This window comes from Thalassotalea atypica (genome assembly GCF_030295975.1).
Taxonomy (GTDB): domain Bacteria; phylum Pseudomonadota; class Gammaproteobacteria; order Enterobacterales; family Alteromonadaceae; genus Thalassotalea_F; species Thalassotalea_F atypica.
In genome coordinates this window covers 2,740,791-2,757,065 of record NZ_AP027364.1, presented here as the reverse complement: position 1 = coordinate 2,757,065, position 16,275 = coordinate 2,740,791, and the positions used below count along the sequence as shown (strand labels likewise).

The following is a 16,275-nucleotide window of genomic DNA, read 5'->3' as shown; positions in this document are numbered from 1 at the left end:
TTACCAAGGTATCGTAATGAACCCTATTTTAGCTGTATTAAAAGAGCACAATGTCACTGATGCTCAAACGAAAGACGTTTTCCAAGCGTTAACAGACAACCCATTGATGGCCATGGCCACTATTCAAGCGTTAGGTATTCCACAAGAAAAGCTGCAACCAGTGATGTTTGCAGTGATGCAAAACCCACAACTGATTAAAGAAGCAGTTGATGAACTAGGTTTAGATTTTTCGAAAGTTGAAGCAGCAAAAGCAGCCGTTCAAGAAGCGTCGCAAAAGTAAATGTTGCAAAAAAAATGATAAAGGGGCGAAGATACTTAATATCTTCGCCCCTTTTTTATGACGGGAAAGTAACGAGTGTTATTCGGCAGCTATCTCATAGCTTAATAACCATTGGTATATGCTCTGATCGTATTCATCAAACCTTGCATCGTATTCATGGCCATTTTCAGCACCAGCCAAACCGGATAAGTCAAAAATACTGTCGTGTAAGGTATGACTCGCACCAATAGCCACTGACAACTTAGGTATAGTAGTGGGTTGACACTCATCCATTATTTTACCTTGTCCTGTGATACTGGCAGCAGATGGAACTACTTCATCTTGATCGCCGTGGAATAACCACAGTGGCACGGTTTCAATGTCACAGAAAAAATATGGCAGTAAATCACCGTATGGGTTTCCGCCTGACACGCCAACAACGGCTGCTACGTTTTCTGGAAAGGTTGTTGCATATTCAAAAGACAAGAAAGCCCCTTGGCTCCAACCTGCCATGTATACTTTGCTGGTGTCGACGTTGTAGGTGTGTTTTGCGTATTCAACAAACTTATTAATTCTGTACATGTCACTGGAAAACTCAATCCTACCAGCTTGGGGCGTTAACACGATAAAGGGGAGTTCGTTGTCCCAAGTACCTTGATGAATTTGTGTTGGTGGCCCACCGTTTTCGAGTAACTTACCAAGTGCAACTTTAGGATCTGTACCTGATCTTTCTGCATTAGCACCATTACCATGATGGTAAATTATCAGTGGAAATTTCTTCTCTGGGTCAACACCGTAATCGATGGGTAAGTGTTCTAAATAACCAAAGTTAGCTTGTGTATCTCCAATAAAACGCTGGGTAATGGCCGTTGGCTCAGCATCGTAAACCCTAACCAAACGATTAAGTTCAACCGCGTTATTACCATCACTGTCGGTAAGTTGGTATCTCACTAAATAATCACCTGGTTGGCTGACATCTACTGAGTGGGTAATGCTAACACTGTCAGATAAATCGCCATCTACTGTGTCGCTTGCAGTTGCTCCGGGCTCTTCATATGCTTCGCCCACTGCCAGTAACATTGTGTTTTCGCCTTTTAAGGTAATTAACGGCTTTTCTTCGTCATGCGTGAGATCAGGGGCAGGGACATTCCACCATAAATCAGCCGGATTTTGTGCTGCTTGAACAGGCACTAAACCTTCTGCTACTCCTTCAGTGTTACAGCCTGATAGGCCGAAAGTGGTTGTTGAAACAAGCAGAACACTTGAGAGGAAAACCTGTCTTTGATGAGAGGTTATATATTTATTTATCATTATTATTTTCTACTACAATTTTTTAACATCAGTCCTTAATAGAGCTAAAACAACATTTAAATACCATTGAGTAGTGATAAACGGTAGGAATTTTGTGATAAGTGGTTTTTGAATGAAAACGAATGAAAGTAGGATAAATAAAGCCTGTAAAATCAGTGCTAAATGATTAGAAACAATTAGACATATTTAAATTGTTTCAGCATACAAATTCTGCGCTTTAACGATTTTAACTTCTTATTGTTTGTTGAATTATGTAGTTTAAAAATGAATCAATACCAATATTAGACAAGAACGGGTACTTTATGAATTTAATAACTAAATCTGTCGCATTTGCTGCGTTTACTATTTCTTTAGCAGCTCAAGCTGCGCCTGTTACCCTTAGCACAGCCGAAGGCTTTGATCTAAAAGCAGACTATTTTCAAAGTAAAGCTGCCAGTAACCGCGCGGTATTGATGTTACATCAATGCAATTACAACCGAAGCATGTATGACAATATAGGTAAGAAATTGGCAAAGAAAAACATTCATGCATTAAGTCTAGATTTTAAAGGGTTTGGTGAAAGCGTTTCTGCTGAATATGATGTTGAGAAACTACAAAAACTCCCTGATGACCAGCGACGAAAAGCCTGGGGTGCTATGTCTAAATCATGGCCAAGTGATGTTCAACAAGCATACGACTACTTAAAGAACAAAGCGGGTGATAACGCGATTATAGGCGTTGTTGGTGCAAGCTGTGGCGGCTCTCAAGCGATTACGCTGGCAGAAAACAACGATATTAAAGCGATCAGTTTCTTTTCATCGGGCCAGCGTGAAAAGAACATTAATCGTTATGTTGAAGGTTTAGCGGATAAAGCGACCTTGATTATTGCGGCGGCAGATGACGGCGGCACTTATACGAGTGCTCAAACATTGTTTGCATCGGCGAAACATGCCGATAGCAAGTTTATTGCCTATAAAAGTGGTGGTCATGGTTATCCGTTGCTAGACAAAGATAAGAGTTTAGCTAAGGTAATTGCGCAGTGGTTTAATAGTCAGCTCTAAGTCTTTAGCATTTGTTTAAACCTTATTGTTATCATAATTTCAGGTGATAACTAGACTCAAAAGGAACCTAGATAGAGGTTCCTTTTTTTTATTTTAAAGTTAGTTGTCATGCAAGAATGTTGGGTGTACATCCATTCACATTGTGATAGTGTGCTGCTAGCTTTAGTTGCTAGGATGCAAAGTAAAACAAGATATTAGTTGGCTATTCACTTATGTGCATAGTGTTTCTAACGGTTATCAAAACATCATACAAAAACGATAATTTCTCTTCAGAGAAAAGGTACTACATATGAAAAAGTCCTTGGTTACCCTTATTCCTTTCACTTTATTAATGGCGTGTAATCCTGCACCTGAGCCTACGAAAACTGAAGTATCAAGCGCAGCTGAGCCGGCAGCATCACCGCAAAAGGCCAAAAACGCAATTTCAAAAACAAGCTATACCGCTAATGTTAAATTGCTCGCTTCCGATGAGTTTGGTGGTCGTGCGCCTGGTACAAAAGGTGAAGAGCTTACCGTAAACTTTTTAGTGAATGAATTTAAGGCGTTAGGTTTAGCGCCGGCCAATGGCAATAGCTATACCCAGTCAGTACCACTAACGTCAGTAGAAGTGACGAATTCGCCTCATTTAACGTTTACCGATAATAACGGTGAACAAATAGTGTTAGCGTATGGTACGGAGCAAGTGATTTGGTCACGCAAGCAAATATCATCTTCTGCTATTAACAACAGTGAGCTGGTGTTTGTTGGCTACGGTATTAATGCGCCTGAACGTGGCTGGAATGACTATCAAGATATTGATGTAAAGGGCAAAACCGTAGTCATGCTGGTTAATGATCCAGGTTATGCAACACAAGATGATAGCTTATTTAACGGTAACGCGATGACTTACTACGGTCGTTGGGATTACAAGTTTGATGAGGCATCAAAACAAGGTGCTGCCGGTGCCATTATTATTCACGACACCAAACCAGCAGCTTATGGCTGGGCTACGGTAAGTGCCAGCTGGACTGGCCCACAGTTTGACATGGTGCGAGCTGACAAAGGTGAAAACTTGGCGGCTGTTGAAGGTTGGATAACGAAAGAGCAAGCGGTTGGGCTATTTGAACGAGCTGGCCTTAACTTAGACGAGCAATACACTGCGGCACAAACACAAGGCTTTAAAGCGGTACCGTTAGCGGGCACAGTGAGTGCGAGTATTGAAACTAAAATAAACCATGTTAATTCGCGCAATGTTGCCGCTATGATAAAAGGCAGCGAATCACCTGATGATGTTTTCATTTACATGGCACATTGGGATCATATTGGTACTGACCCTACAGTCGAAGGTGATGGCATATACAACGGCGCGTTAGACAACGCAACCGGCACAGCTGGTCTGGTTGAACTTGCCAGAGCTTATACCGCACTCAGCGAAAAACCTAAGCGTTCTGTTATGTTTTTAGCGGTTACCGCTGAAGAGCAGGGCTTATTGGGCTCAGCGTATTATGCGGCGAGCCCGTTAGTGCCGTTAGCTAATACCATTGGTGGTTTGAATATGGACGGTTTAAATAACTTTGGCCGCACTAAAGATGTCACAGTCATTGGACTTGGCATGAGCGAGCTAGAAAGCTTTCTAGAAAAAAGGGCTAAAGAACAAGGCCGAACATTAACATCGGACTCTGAAGCCGAAAAAGGTTATTTTTATCGTTCAGATCATTTTGAGCTAGCGAAATTGGGTGTTCCAATGCTTTACCCTAATTCTGGCTCAGCGCATATTGAAAAAGGTGTTGCTTACGTTGAAGAAAAAGCAAACGAGTATTTGTCGAATCATTATCATGGGCCTAGTGATGAATACAACGAGAACTGGGTGATGGACGGCGCAATTGAAGATTTGCAATTGTACTTTTTAACCGGCTTAGATGTTGTTAACGCTGGCCAGTGGCCAAACTGGCATCAAGGCACCGAGTTTAAAGCCGCGCGAGATAAGTCGAGAAAAGAGTGACATCGCTCCGCACTGATGAAGTTACCTGTGATTGTTCAGCTCAGGTATAACTAAAGCCCTCAATTTGAGGGCTTTATTGTTTCTTATGGGGAATTAAGCACACTAAACTTTTTAACCTTATCGATTGAAAGTCACTTGCGATCTTTTAGGTGCATATGTATTCTACGCGGCCGTTTTGACTTGGTAGAGGTATATAGAAGATGATTGGTTTTGATTACGGCACGTCAAATTGTGCAGTGGCAACAATGGATAATGGTCAACCGAAGTTATTGTCTTTGGGCGAACATGGCCAATTTATCCCGTCTACCTTGTACGCGCCAAGTCGAGATATTATTGTGAATTGGCTCTATCAACAGTTAACGTCTGCAGAGCAGGCTAGCTTCAAACTACAGCGTGCACAGCAGCTTCAAAAATCCCAAGCAGTCCTTCGTGATTTGGCCCTAGACGGTATATCACCCGATCTATTCTTTGGTAAAGCAGCATTAGCGCGGTATTTAGAAGAGCCAGAAGAAGGTTACTACATAAAATCGCCTAAATCCTTTCTTGGCGCGAGTGGATTAATGCCTGTGCAAATTAACCTGTTTGAAGATATCGTTGGTGCGATGATGTCTAACATTAAATCTTTAGCAGAGCAGTCGTTACAGCGCGATATCACTAAAGCGGTGATCGGTCGTCCAATTAACTTCCAAGGATTAAAAGGGGAAGAAAGTAACAGGCAAGCAATTAACGTATTAACTAACGCGGCCAAACGTGTTGGCTTTAAAGATGTTGAGTTTCAATATGAGCCAGTGGCAGCAGGCTTTGAATATGAAGCATCACTTACTAAAGAAACTAAAGTGTTAGTTGTTGATATCGGTGGGGGAACCACAGATTGTTCAATGTTATTGATGGGGCCTGAATTCATAAAAAGCACATCAAGAGAGCCGCATTTACTTTCTCACAGTGGTATTCGTGTTGGTGGTAATGATTTTGACATTCAACTTGCACTAAGGGGCATTATGCCAAGCTTAGGCATGAATAGTTACTTAAAAGCCGGTAAACCTATGCCTGTTGCAAGTTACAGACAAGCGGTTGCGATCAACAACGTTAATGAGCAAACTGAATTTTACAGTGAGCGTAATCGTCGTTATCTAATGCAGCTTAAACAAGATGCAGTGGAGGCGGATGAGTTTTCTCGACTGATCAAAGTACATGATAACAAACTCAGTTACCGATTAGTTAACGGCGCAGAGCAAGCAAAAATTGGGTTAACGGATAATGAAAACCAAAACATTGACTTATCGGATATCGCCGCTCAGCTAAACACGGATGTATCTCGTGAACTGATGCGCGAGGCGAGTGTAAGCCAGCTAGATAAGATAGGGCAGATGATGGACGATGCGGTTGCTCAAGCAGGTGTCACACCCGATGTGATTTTTGTTACTGGTGGTACGGCCAAGTCCCCAGTATTGAGCCAATTCTTGACTAACAAAATGCCAAATACGCCATTAATTGTCGGCGATCATTTTGGCAGTGTAACCGTTGGGTTAGCGCGTTGGGCAGAGCGCGTGTTTGCATAGTGCCAAACACGCGACTGCGTTTGAAGGTGATTAATATCCTTTTATCAATCGCAACAATTTGAAGACGATTGCTTGCCCTGACAGGGAGGCATTAGAGTAATTGAGCCGTTGTGATAGGCGCTAACTGCGTTGGCCAAAAGCTCAAATGAAGTCTCAATACTGTCTCTTGAGGTGGCAATGTTCATTCTCATGAAGTGGCTTTCGTCAACGCCGAACCAAGTACCTGGCGTTAATCCCATTTTAGCCTCATTAAATATCAATGTTTTTAACTGTTCGTCGGATAACGACAAGCCTGAAAAATCAAACCATATTTGGTAAGTGCCTTCTGGTCGATACATTTTGATCTCAGGGATTCGCGTTGCAATGAAATGTTCAATCCAGTCAACTGTTCCTTGTAGGTAGCTCAACATATCCTCAAGCCATTGTTCACCTTTGTTATAAGCAGCAATAGTCGAAAACGTACTAAACGCATTACCATGGTCGAGGTACATTGCCGAAACCTGACTTTTTATCTGGGCTAACATTGTACCGTTGTTGGTATATATATAGCCATTTGAGATACTGTGCATACCAAAGGTTTTGGCGGGAGAGCCAATTAGCGTGACGATGTTGTCATAATCAAAATTTGTCAGGCTTGTAAAAGTGCTATTGTCATAAATGATATCAGCATGAATTTCATCGCTGATGATGGTGACGTTGTGACGCTTTGATATGGTAACAACCATCTCCAATTCTTTTTTGCTCCACACACGACCGGTTGGATTGTGTGGGTTGCAAAAAATCAGCACTTTTACATTTTGCTGTTTAATTTGCTGCTCTAGATGATCAAAATCGATCCTGTATTTGGTTTCATCTGCGATTAAGTCGCTAGTCACTACTGTTCGGTTAGCCTTGTTTATGAGGTTAGCGAATTGATGGTAAGCTGGCGTGTGAATAAGTACTCTGTCACCTTCTTTTGTCATTTGACGCAACAATAGCGCGATCCCTGATAACACGCCGGGAACCTGGACAAAATTTTGCTCAGATAGTGTTATATCATGTCGCTTGGCATACCATGATGAGATTGATTTATAAACAGCGCTTTCATTGAATTCATAAGAATATACACCACGTTTAACTAAACGAGCTAACTCTTGGCTTATAGGCGCTGCCACTTCAAAGTCCATATCAGCAACCCAGTACGGGAACACATCAGTGGTACCGTAGAAATTGTTGAGCATGTCAGGATTATGCTTAACAAAGGTATGTTCGCTATTTTTTGATGCACTGTTAAATAAAGCCATGAAACTCTCCAATAATAACTAACTAAATATATTACAAAACTGCAGAGTCAAAACCACAATTCTAGAATTATGGAAATATAAAGAATCATCAAATCGCTGTCAACATATATTTCGTCTTTTGTCGAATTATATGGCTGGTGGCAATTGTAGTGCAGGGAAATAAAAACGCCTCAAAATAGAGGCGATTAGTTGTTTGTGTTAAACGTGAATTTTAGGCTAGAGAAAACTCAACCCTTGTTTTAATAATCCAGCTGCTTGCCCGTAGCCATTTTGCTCCATGTAACCTGTTAGCATATTCGTTAAAGGCATGATGGTTTCTTTCGGAATACCTAGTTGTTTAAAGGCACTGTCAATGTAGCCTAAACTTGCTGTTGCTTTGGCTTTATCATCTGACTTACCTAACATAGAGGTCAGTGCAGAAGTGTCCATTTTAGGTGCTGCGCTCATGAATTTATCTGAGTCAGGTAACACACCGCTTATCATGGAAAAGTTGTCTTTGCTAAGATTACTTTTTGCTGCATTGAGTAATGCACCTATTCCTGCTTCGGTTGTCTCTGGCGATAAACCTAAGGTGTTTGATGCCATAGATAACAAATTAGTTGCAGACAATTGTGATGTTAATCCATCTACACTTTGCGTGTTACTTTTTACGGCATCTTTTGCTTTTGATAATGACTTATTTAAGTCAAAAGATTGTGACATGACCGGCGTAGAAAGGGCGATTAATAATGCGCTGGTTAACATGATATTTTTTTTCATAGCTTTCTTCTTTTATCTTGTGATGCGAACTGTCTTAATAGGTAAGTGTAACAATAAAGTAAGTATTTAACTAAGCGCATTGATGGATTCAGTGAAATACTAATCAACCCCGTCTCAATTTTTATTAGCTCATCGATGTGTAACTAAATACCTCGCTTGATGTATCGATTTAGTGCTCGTGTGCAATAAAGGCATTTTAAATGGTGCAACAAGAAAACTCTAATTTTAGATTCTTACTTCAACCTATTGATATTTAATGGATATATTCTTTGGTGTGTATTTTGCGTGTTTGGCCCTAAGTAAGACACTTGATGTCAGTTGATTTGGGGTAAAACGATGAGAGTTACAGATGGAATGAGCGGAAATATACCAAGCCAGTTACCCAGTATGAAGGACGAGCAAATTATTTCAGTTTTATTAATTGAAGAACAAAGCACTAGATGTTCAGCTTTAAAGAAAGCGCTTGTTGATTTTAACTATCATGTCACAAAGCACCTGACCTTTGATGACAGCATTATTACGCAATTAGAGCTATGTAATCCTAATGTACTAATTCTAGCGGCAGATTTACCTAGCCAACGAATGCTTAAAGAGCTAAGTGAAGTCAGTCAATTGCTACCATTACCTATTATTATTTTTGCTGAAAATGATTCGCCCAATGTAATACAAAGTGCGATAAAAGCAGGGGTGAGTGCTTATGTTGTTCATGAAATATTACCTCAACGGATAAAAAGCATTATTTCAGTAGCTAATGAACGATTTAAAGAAGTACAAGCATTACGAAATGAATTAAAACAAACAAAAACACAACTGGAAAGCCGAAAACTTATTGAGCGAGCCAAAGGGTATATTATGCAGCAAAAGCAAGTTAGCGAAAATGAAGCCTATAGTACATTACGGAAAATGGCGATGGACCAAGGCTCGCCTATCGCGATGGTGGCAAAAAACATTATTGATGTTTGCGAATTACTTTCAACTTCAAAAGTATGAGCTTATATGGTGCATTTCATTTTCTTGGTGCAATTATTCTATTCGCCCGTACTTGCAGGGCTGTCTTAAGCCAATAAATTTAAGAAGTTTAATGTTGGCAAATAAATTGCTAAATAGTATTTAAGTAATGCTTAACGGTTGTGGCTAAGTAAAGGTCACCACGAAGTTTTATATTGGATCTTGAATTTATCAATGGCGATAAGTTCGAAAAATTAAACCTGTTAGCAACGACGCTATACAGAAGCGCGAGGCAAATGTCTTGAGCTAAAAGAGCAATGGCGCTCATCAACCCATGATCAACCCATGACTATGTTGATCATGGGTTGATGAGCGTTTTTTTTTGAAAAATTTTTACTATTTCAATTTGAAGGAATAACTAATGAGTTGGAAAAAAACAATGACGGACACATTAAAGTTGGTATTGCTAAGTGTTGCTGTGCTGATGTCCTTAACAAACACATCGAAAGCCATTGAACTGGGAGAGCCAGAAAAGGAAGAGCTGAAGTTTGGTTTTATTAAACTGACTGATATGGCGCCCATTGCGATTGCATATGAAAATGGCTACTTCGAAGATGAAGGCTTATACGTCACCATTGAAGCGCAAGCAAATTGGAAGGTGCTTTTAAATGGCGTTATTGACGGCAGTTTAGACGGCGCGCACATGTTAGCTGGTCAACCCATTGCTGCCACTATGGGGTACGGCACTAAAGCACACATTATCACACCATTTTCAATGGACTTGAACGGTAATGGCATAACGGTATCCAATGCAGTTTGGCAGAAAATGAAGCCCAACATCCCTAAAATGGCTGACGGCAGACCGGTTCATCCCATTAAGTCAGACAGCTTAAAGCCAGTGATTGAACAGCTTAATGACGAGGGAAAATCGTTCAAAATGGGCATGGTTTTTCCTGTTTCTACTCATAACTATGAACTGCGTTATTGGTTAGCGGCAGGCGGTATACACCCAGGTTACTACGCGCCTCATAAAGGTGATACGTCAGGGCAGATTGATGCGGACGCATTATTGTCGGTGACGCCGCCTCCACAAATGCCCTCTACCATGGAAGCAGGCACTATTCATGGCTACTGTGTTGGTGAGCCATGGAACCAACAAGCCGTATTTAAAAATATTGGTGTGCCCGTTGTCACTGATTATGAAATATGGAAAAACAACCCTGAGAAGGTTTTTGGTATCACGGCTGAATTTGCTGAGAAATACCCAAATACCACTATTCGTTTAACGCGCGCCCTTATTCGAGCAGCTAAATGGTTAGATGATAACAATAATGCTAACCGCCCGGCGGCGGTAAAAATTCTATCTCAATCTAATTACGTAGGCGCTGATTATGACGTGATTGCAAACTCAATGACAGGTACGTTTGAATACGAGAAAGGGGACAAACGCCCCGTGCCTGACTTCAATGTGTTTTTCAGATATAACGCGACTTATCCTTATTACTCAGATGCTATCTGGTACTTAACGCAAATGCGTCGTTGGGGACAAATCTCAGAGGATAAAAGTGACCAATGGTATAGAGAATTGGCTGCCAAAGTCTATCGTCCTGATATTTACGAGCTAGCGGCTAAGTCACTTATAGCGGATGAACTGATCCCTGCAAGTCAATTTCCAAACTTTGCTACAGAAACAGGTTTTAAACAGCCACAGCAACATTTTATTGACGACATTATTTACGATGGCAGTAAACCCAACGCCTATTTAGAGAAGTTCGCGATAGGGTTAAAAAAAGGTGAAAAGTTGTAATAGCTTTTTACCAAGCAATTTTGCTAGAAGGAGTGTGACATGGGTTCAACAACAGTGAGAATAACGAGTTCAACAATGGGGGAGCAAATGCTCAGCACCCTTAAAAAAGTACTTGGGCGATCAGCAAAAGCAATGTTATTGCCCCTATTTGGTATCACCGTATTTTTACTTTTATGGTCTATCTCGGCCCAAAACATTAATACGTCATTGGGAGTATTTCCTGGGCCAAATGCCGTTGTAAAGCAATTTTCAGTGCTGATTAATGAACATATAAATGAGCGTGAAAAAGCTGAAGCATTTTATCAGCGACAAGAAAAACGTAATGCGGCTAAGCTTAAAAAGAACCCAGACTATGTGGTAAAAGCTCGTGCCTATACCGGAAAAGAAACGTTTCTTGACCAAATACTCACCAGCTTATTCACAGTAGTATCTGGCTTTCTATTGGCGGCCATTATTGCTATTCCTCTTGGCATTTGGATGGGATTGAGTAAACGCCTTAACAATGCAATCAATCCATTAGTGCAAGTATTCAAACCGGTTTCACCGTTAGCATGGTTGCCTTTGGTCACTATGGTCGTTAGTGCTCTGTATGTGTCTGATGATCCAATGATGTCAAAATCGTTTTTAACCTCAATGATCACCGTCAGCTTATGTAGTCTTTGGCCAATGGTGATCAATACCTCTATTGGGGTGTCTTCTATTGACAGTGACCTGGTTAATGTCAGCAAGGTACTGCGACTTCCAGCCTTTACTCACATTCAAAAGATTGTATTGCCTGCCGCTATTCCAATGATTTTTACTGGCATGAGGTTATCGTTCGGTGTGGCGTGGATGGTGTTAATTGCCGCAGAAATGCTGGCGCAAAACCCCGGATTAGGGAAGTTTGTTTGGGATGAATTTCAAAATGGAAGTTCTGACTCATTAGCAAGGATCATGGCGGCAGTTATTGTAATTGGTTTTATTGGTTTTTTACTCGACCGAGCCATGTTGCAACTGCAACGAAAAGTATCCTGGGATAAAGCAAGTGTTTAAGGAGAGCAACATGAAATCTGCCACACAGACTAAAAGCAATGTATCAACGTCTATCACTAAACCTTTTTTAGACATTAGCCATATTGATATGGCGTTTCCAACACCAAATGGGCCATTTACGGCATTAAAAGGAGTGGACCTACAAATAGACAAGGGTGAGTTTATTTCACTTATTGGCCATTCGGGTTGCGGAAAATCAACGGTACTTAATATTGTCGCTGGGCTATACCAAGCAACAACTGGCGGTATTTTACTAAAGAATAAAGAAGTGGATTCACCAGGACCTGAGCGAGCGGTAGTGTTTCAAAATCACTCATTGCTTCCTTGGTTAACCGCTTATCAAAATGTCGAGTTGGCGGTTAAACAAGTCTTCCATAAAAAGATGTCGAAGGGGCAAATGAAGGACTGGATAGAACATAACTTAAAACTTGTTCATATGGATCATGCTATGCACAAGCGCCCTGATGAAATTTCTGGTGGCATGAAACAGCGTGTTGGTATTGCTCGGGCGTTGGCGATGCAGCCAGAAGTGCTACTAATGGATGAGCCTTTTGGTGCTTTGGATGCGTTAACAAGAGCACATATGCAAGATTCACTTATGGAAATACAAAATGAACTTAACAATACGGTGATCATGATCACGCATGATGTCGATGAAGCTGTGCTGCTTTCAGACCGCATTGTGATGATGACAAATGGACCAGAAGCGACCATCGGTGAAATCTTAAAGGTAGAACTTGAGCGACCAAGAAATCGTTTGTCACTGGCAAAAAATACGGAGTACAACCGATTGCGTTCGGAAGTGTTGACCTTCTTATATGAGAAACAAAGAAAGGTTGAAAACATTTCAGAAAAAAGCACTGCGCCAGTTGTAAAAACAAAAAGCGCGTGAATGAAAACTAATCAAAAATAAAGTTATCCCATTACATTATTAAAAATAAAACATGAATAGGAAGGTAAACAAATGACCTGGAAGAATATTGCGATATGTGTGTCTAGTGCTTTAATTGCTGCAAACTCTACATTTGCATACGCCGATGCAATTACCGAAGCATTGCTTAATGGTAAAACTCAATTAAATGCAAACTTACGCTATGAGATGGTTGATCAAGACAATCGCTTAAAAGACGCGGATGCATTATCGCTACGTACGCGGTTGACTTATTCTACCGGTAGCGTTTCGGGCTTTTCATCATTAATTGAATTTGAAGACTCGCGCACTGTACTGGGGGTTGACGATTACAATAATACCTTAGGCGAGCATACCCAATACTCAGTTATTGCTGACCCTGAGTCTACCGAACTTGATCAACTTTTTGTGCAATATAAGCAAGATGGATTAGGCATAAAAATGGGGCGACAAGTGATCACGATGGACAATCATCGTTTTGTTGGTCATGTTGGTTGGCGTCAAGACAGGCAAACTTTTGATGGAGCGACATTCTTCTACCAACCGATGGATAATTTGACTTTAAAATATGGATATCTCTCTAAGCGAAATAGAATTTTTGCACAGGGGAAGGATATTGACGCTAAGGATCATTTAATTAACGTCGCGTATAAGTCGTCGGTGGGCACCTTGAGTGCTTATGGCTACTTGCTTGAAGTTGATAACAACACCAACAATGCCCTTGATACTTATGGTTTTCGTTTTAATGGCGCCGCTAAAGCGGGCGGCCAAAAACTGACTTATATGTTGGAGTACGCCACTCAGGATGAAGACAGCCAAGGAATTTCATATTCTGCGGACTATTTAGCAGCAGAGCTTGGTACTTCGGTGTCTAAGCTTGCTATTAAGTTAGGTTATGAACGATTGGGCTCGGACAATGGCGAATATGGCTTTGCAACACCGTTGGCAACCTTGCATAAATTTAATGGTTGGTCGGATCAATTCTTAGTGACCCCGAAAGAAGGCTTGGCTGATCTTTACGCGAGCTTTAGTGGTAAAGCTGCAGGTGGTAAATGGTCTGTTATTTATCATAAATTTGATGCAGATGAAGGCTCAGACAATGTTGACGACTTAGGCTCGGAAATCGATGCGGTATACACTAAAGCACTATCAAAATATTATACTCTAGGTGTTAAGTATGCCGCTTATTCAGCAGGAGATAGTAGCGCAGGAAAAGTGGACACCGATAAAATATGGTTGTGGCTAAATGCTAAGTTTTAGTTCGAGTAGCGCCTACCTTTTAAACGGAATCTTCCACTAATTCATAAGGGAATGATAGTTTATCAGTAGCTTTCATTCCCATTGTTAATGATTATTCATAACGGCTTGCAAAATAACTAGCTACTACTCCTGCTTTTCAAGTAACCTAAACGTCACTTTTACTATCCACCTCTTATTTAATATGAATAAATCCATTTTGATTACTGGTTGTTCTTCTGGAATAGGCCTAAATGCAGCGCTTACTTTATCTGCAAGAGGTTATTTAGTTATAGCAACGGCAAGAAAAGCTGAAGATGTTGAAATGCTAAAGGAAAGAGGATTAATAGCCTGCACGTTGGACTTATCCGCTACTGACAGTATCAACAATGCCGTTGCATTTGTCGTAGAGCATACCGGTGGAACATTAGATTTTCTGTTTAATAATGGCGCTTATGGACAACCGGGTGCATTAGAAGATTTATCTAGCAAAGCGTTGCAAGAACAGTTTCAGACGAACGTCTTTGGTTGGCATGAATTAACCAAGCAAATTATTCCTATTATGCGCAATCAGGGGCATGGCCGCATCATTCAATGCAGCTCTGTATTAGGATTTGTTTCAATGGCATATCGCGGGGCGTATAACGCATCAAAGTATGCGCTTGAAGGGTTAACAGATACTTTACGTCTTGAGCTAAAAGACGCCAATATCGACGTGATCTTAATTGAGCCAGGGCCAATTAATACTCAGTTTCGCGCTAATGCATTAACAGCATTTAAGAAACATATCGACATTAATAGCAGTGTGCATCAATTACAATATGAACAACAAATGGCGCGTTTATCTTCTGAATCGTCAACGGTGAAATTTGCTCTTGAACCTATAGATGTGACTCGCGCGCTAATTCATGCGCTTGAAAGCAAGGCTCCTAAGTTAAAATATAGAGTGACTTGGCCAACAAAAATATTTGCAGTGTTAAAACGAATACTGCCCACTAGGTGGTTAGATCGGCTACTTATAAAAGGTTAAGTTCAATTGAAAAACACTAATTTCAGATTATAAAAAAAGAGATCAAAACTCATGATAAAAAAACTTTCTTACCTCGTACTTTTCATTATTGCTATACCTTTGGTGACCGCACTATTCGTGCATAAAGAATATGCAGTAGAGCGCGAAGTGATAATTGATAAGCCGAAAAACGAGGTGTTTAACTATGTTAAGTATCTTAAAAACCAAGATAATTTCAGTAAGTGGGCAATGATGGATCCGGCAATGCTCAAAACCTACCGCGGTATCGACGGTGAAGTAGGTTTTGTTTCTGCATGGGACTCTCAAAATCCAGATGTTGGCACAGGCGAGCAAGAGATTACCGGTATTGATGAAGGCAAACGTATCGATTTTGAATTACGTTTTTTCAAGCCTTTTGAATCAACAGAGCCAGCTTATATGGTGACAGAAGCAATTAATGAATCAAGCACAAGGGTAAAGTGGGGCTTCAGTGGCCACATGGATTATCCAATGAATTTAATGTTCTTGTTTATGGACTTTGAGCAAATCATTGGTGACGATTTGCAAACGGGGTTAGACAACTTAAAAACGCTTCAAGAAAAGTATTAACATAAGTAATGTAGCGTATGTGATGCCTGCCTAATGGTGGGAATTTTTGTTTATTGCGTGTATTAGCGCATGCAATTGATTTTACTATCAAATACATAGGAATATTTTAGCATTATGACAGACAAAATATCAGGCAGTTGTTTATGTGGAAAAGTTCGTAGTACCGTGACTGGTGAGTTTCAACGTTTTTATCAATGTTATTGCGACCGATGCCAAAAGAAAACCGGCTCAGCATTTGCTTCATTGATGTTTACTGCGCCAGATAATATTGAATGGCACAGTGGGCAAGAGTATATCAAGCGATTTGATTTACCAAATGCGGTACGGTTTAGTAACTGTTTTTGCACTGAGTGTGGTTCTCAAGTGCCTTATTTGAGCAGAGATGGTGCATTTTTGGTGGTGCCTGCCGGTTACATGGAAGGAGAGCCAAACATTAGACCGTCGGCTAATATATTTTGGGATGAAAGGCCTTGCTGGTTTGATGAGGGAAAAATAGCGCCGACATTTAAGACTTACCCAGAATAACTTTTCT

At 40.7% G+C, this 16,275-nt stretch carries 15 protein-coding genes; 12 read left to right on the top strand and 3 right to left on the bottom strand.

Going from position 1 to position 16,275, the window contains the following annotated elements; all coding sequences use genetic code 11:
- The first annotated feature begins 16 nt into the window (after positions 1–16).
- Positions 17–280, top strand: coding sequence for a DUF2999 family protein (locus QUE03_RS12605; RefSeq protein WP_286261978.1), 264 nt, complete (start codon positions 17–19; stop codon positions 278–280).
- A 78-nt stretch (positions 281–358) separates the two neighbouring features.
- Here QUE03_RS12605 and QUE03_RS12600 read toward each other — a convergent pair whose 3' ends face one another.
- Positions 359–1,570: an immunoglobulin-like domain-containing protein gene (locus QUE03_RS12600; protein ID WP_286261976.1), complete on the bottom strand. Its 1,212-nt coding sequence runs from the start codon at positions 1,568–1,570 to the stop codon at positions 359–361.
- A gap of 302 nt (positions 1,571–1,872) precedes the next feature.
- On the opposite strand from QUE03_RS12600, the gene QUE03_RS12595 reads away from it, so the two are divergent.
- From QUE03_RS12595 to yegD, 3 genes are all read left to right on the top strand, one after another.
- Entirely contained in the window at positions 1,873–2,610 is a 738-nt protein-coding gene (locus QUE03_RS12595) for a dienelactone hydrolase family protein (RefSeq protein ID WP_286261975.1), read from the top strand.
- A gap of 289 nt (positions 2,611–2,899) precedes the next feature.
- Positions 2,900–4,591, top strand: coding sequence for a M28 family metallopeptidase (locus QUE03_RS12590; RefSeq protein ID WP_286261973.1), 1,692 nt, complete (start codon positions 2,900–2,902; stop codon positions 4,589–4,591).
- A gap of 200 nt (positions 4,592–4,791) precedes the next feature.
- Positions 4,792–6,150 (top strand): molecular chaperone, encoded by a 1,359-nt coding sequence (gene yegD / locus QUE03_RS12585; RefSeq protein ID WP_286261971.1) that lies wholly within the window; start codon positions 4,792–4,794, stop codon positions 6,148–6,150.
- Positions 6,151–6,194: 44 nt separating this feature from the next.
- Here yegD and QUE03_RS12580 read toward each other — a convergent pair whose 3' ends face one another.
- Complete coding sequence (locus QUE03_RS12580; protein ID WP_286261970.1) at positions 6,195–7,433, bottom strand: MalY/PatB family protein; 1,239 nt, start codon at positions 7,431–7,433, stop codon at positions 6,195–6,197.
- A 216-nt stretch (positions 7,434–7,649) separates the two neighbouring features.
- Entirely contained in the window at positions 7,650–8,192 is a 543-nt protein-coding gene (locus QUE03_RS12575) for a DUF2780 domain-containing protein (RefSeq protein ID WP_286261968.1), read from the bottom strand.
- Positions 8,193–8,528: 336 nt separating this feature from the next.
- On the opposite strand from QUE03_RS12575, the gene QUE03_RS12570 reads away from it, so the two are divergent.
- The 8 genes from QUE03_RS12570 (at position 8,529) to QUE03_RS12535 (ending at position 16,268) form a co-directional block, all read left to right on the top strand.
- Positions 8,529–9,182, top strand: coding sequence for an ANTAR domain-containing response regulator (locus QUE03_RS12570; RefSeq protein ID WP_286261966.1), 654 nt, complete (start codon positions 8,529–8,531; stop codon positions 9,180–9,182).
- Between the two features lie 442 nt (positions 9,183–9,624).
- Positions 9,625–10,947: a CmpA/NrtA family ABC transporter substrate-binding protein gene (locus tag QUE03_RS12565; RefSeq protein ID WP_434020191.1), complete on the top strand. Its 1,323-nt coding sequence runs from the start codon at positions 9,625–9,627 to the stop codon at positions 10,945–10,947.
- A gap of 87 nt (positions 10,948–11,034) precedes the next feature.
- Positions 11,035–11,979: an ABC transporter permease gene (locus tag QUE03_RS12560; protein WP_286267842.1), complete on the top strand. Its 945-nt coding sequence runs from the start codon at positions 11,035–11,037 to the stop codon at positions 11,977–11,979.
- 88 nt (positions 11,980–12,067) lie between these two features.
- Positions 12,068–12,871 (top strand): ABC transporter ATP-binding protein, encoded by an 804-nt coding sequence (locus QUE03_RS12555; protein ID WP_434020188.1) that lies wholly within the window; start codon positions 12,068–12,070, stop codon positions 12,869–12,871.
- 72 nt (positions 12,872–12,943) lie between these two features.
- Positions 12,944–14,149, top strand: coding sequence for an alginate export family protein (locus tag QUE03_RS12550; protein WP_286261959.1), 1,206 nt, complete (start codon positions 12,944–12,946; stop codon positions 14,147–14,149).
- A 181-nt stretch (positions 14,150–14,330) separates the two neighbouring features.
- Positions 14,331–15,155, top strand: coding sequence for an SDR family oxidoreductase (locus QUE03_RS12545; RefSeq protein WP_286261957.1), 825 nt, complete (start codon positions 14,331–14,333; stop codon positions 15,153–15,155).
- Between the two features lie 51 nt (positions 15,156–15,206).
- Positions 15,207–15,743: an SRPBCC family protein gene (locus QUE03_RS12540; protein ID WP_286261954.1), complete on the top strand. Its 537-nt coding sequence runs from the start codon at positions 15,207–15,209 to the stop codon at positions 15,741–15,743.
- Positions 15,744–15,857: 114 nt separating this feature from the next.
- On the top strand, positions 15,858–16,268 hold the full coding sequence (locus QUE03_RS12535; protein ID WP_286261952.1) for a GFA family protein: 411 nt from the start codon (positions 15,858–15,860) through the stop codon (positions 16,266–16,268).
- Positions 16,269–16,275: the final 7 nt, after the last annotated feature.

Coding starts and splice junctions, on each gene's coding strand:
- QUE03_RS12605 (WP_286261978.1), top strand. CDS start 17: ATGAACCCTATTTTAGCTGTATTAAAAGAGCACAATGTCACTGATGCT.
- QUE03_RS12545 (WP_286261957.1), top strand. CDS start 14,331: ATGAATAAATCCATTTTGATTACTGGTTGTTCTTCTGGAATAGGCCTA.
- QUE03_RS12600 (WP_286261976.1), bottom strand. CDS start 1,570: ATGATAAATAAATATATAACCTCTCATCAAAGACAGGTTTTCCTCTCA.
- QUE03_RS12535 (WP_286261952.1), top strand. CDS start 15,858: ATGACAGACAAAATATCAGGCAGTTGTTTATGTGGAAAAGTTCGTAGT.
- QUE03_RS12570 (WP_286261966.1), top strand. CDS start 8,529: ATGAGAGTTACAGATGGAATGAGCGGAAATATACCAAGCCAGTTACCC.
- QUE03_RS12580 (WP_286261970.1), bottom strand. CDS start 7,433: ATGGCTTTATTTAACAGTGCATCAAAAAATAGCGAACATACCTTTGTT.
- QUE03_RS12555 (WP_434020188.1), top strand. CDS start 12,068: ATGGCGTTTCCAACACCAAATGGGCCATTTACGGCATTAAAAGGAGTG.
- QUE03_RS12575 (WP_286261968.1), bottom strand. CDS start 8,192: ATGAAAAAAAATATCATGTTAACCAGCGCATTATTAATCGCCCTTTCT.
- QUE03_RS12565 (WP_434020191.1), top strand. CDS start 9,625: ATGTCCTTAACAAACACATCGAAAGCCATTGAACTGGGAGAGCCAGAA.
- QUE03_RS12560 (WP_286267842.1), top strand. CDS start 11,035: ATGCTCAGCACCCTTAAAAAAGTACTTGGGCGATCAGCAAAAGCAATG.
- QUE03_RS12550 (WP_286261959.1), top strand. CDS start 12,944: ATGACCTGGAAGAATATTGCGATATGTGTGTCTAGTGCTTTAATTGCT.
- yegD (WP_286261971.1), top strand. CDS start 4,792: ATGATTGGTTTTGATTACGGCACGTCAAATTGTGCAGTGGCAACAATG.
- QUE03_RS12590 (WP_286261973.1), top strand. CDS start 2,900: ATGAAAAAGTCCTTGGTTACCCTTATTCCTTTCACTTTATTAATGGCG.
- QUE03_RS12595 (WP_286261975.1), top strand. CDS start 1,873: ATGAATTTAATAACTAAATCTGTCGCATTTGCTGCGTTTACTATTTCT.
- QUE03_RS12540 (WP_286261954.1), top strand. CDS start 15,207: ATGATAAAAAAACTTTCTTACCTCGTACTTTTCATTATTGCTATACCT.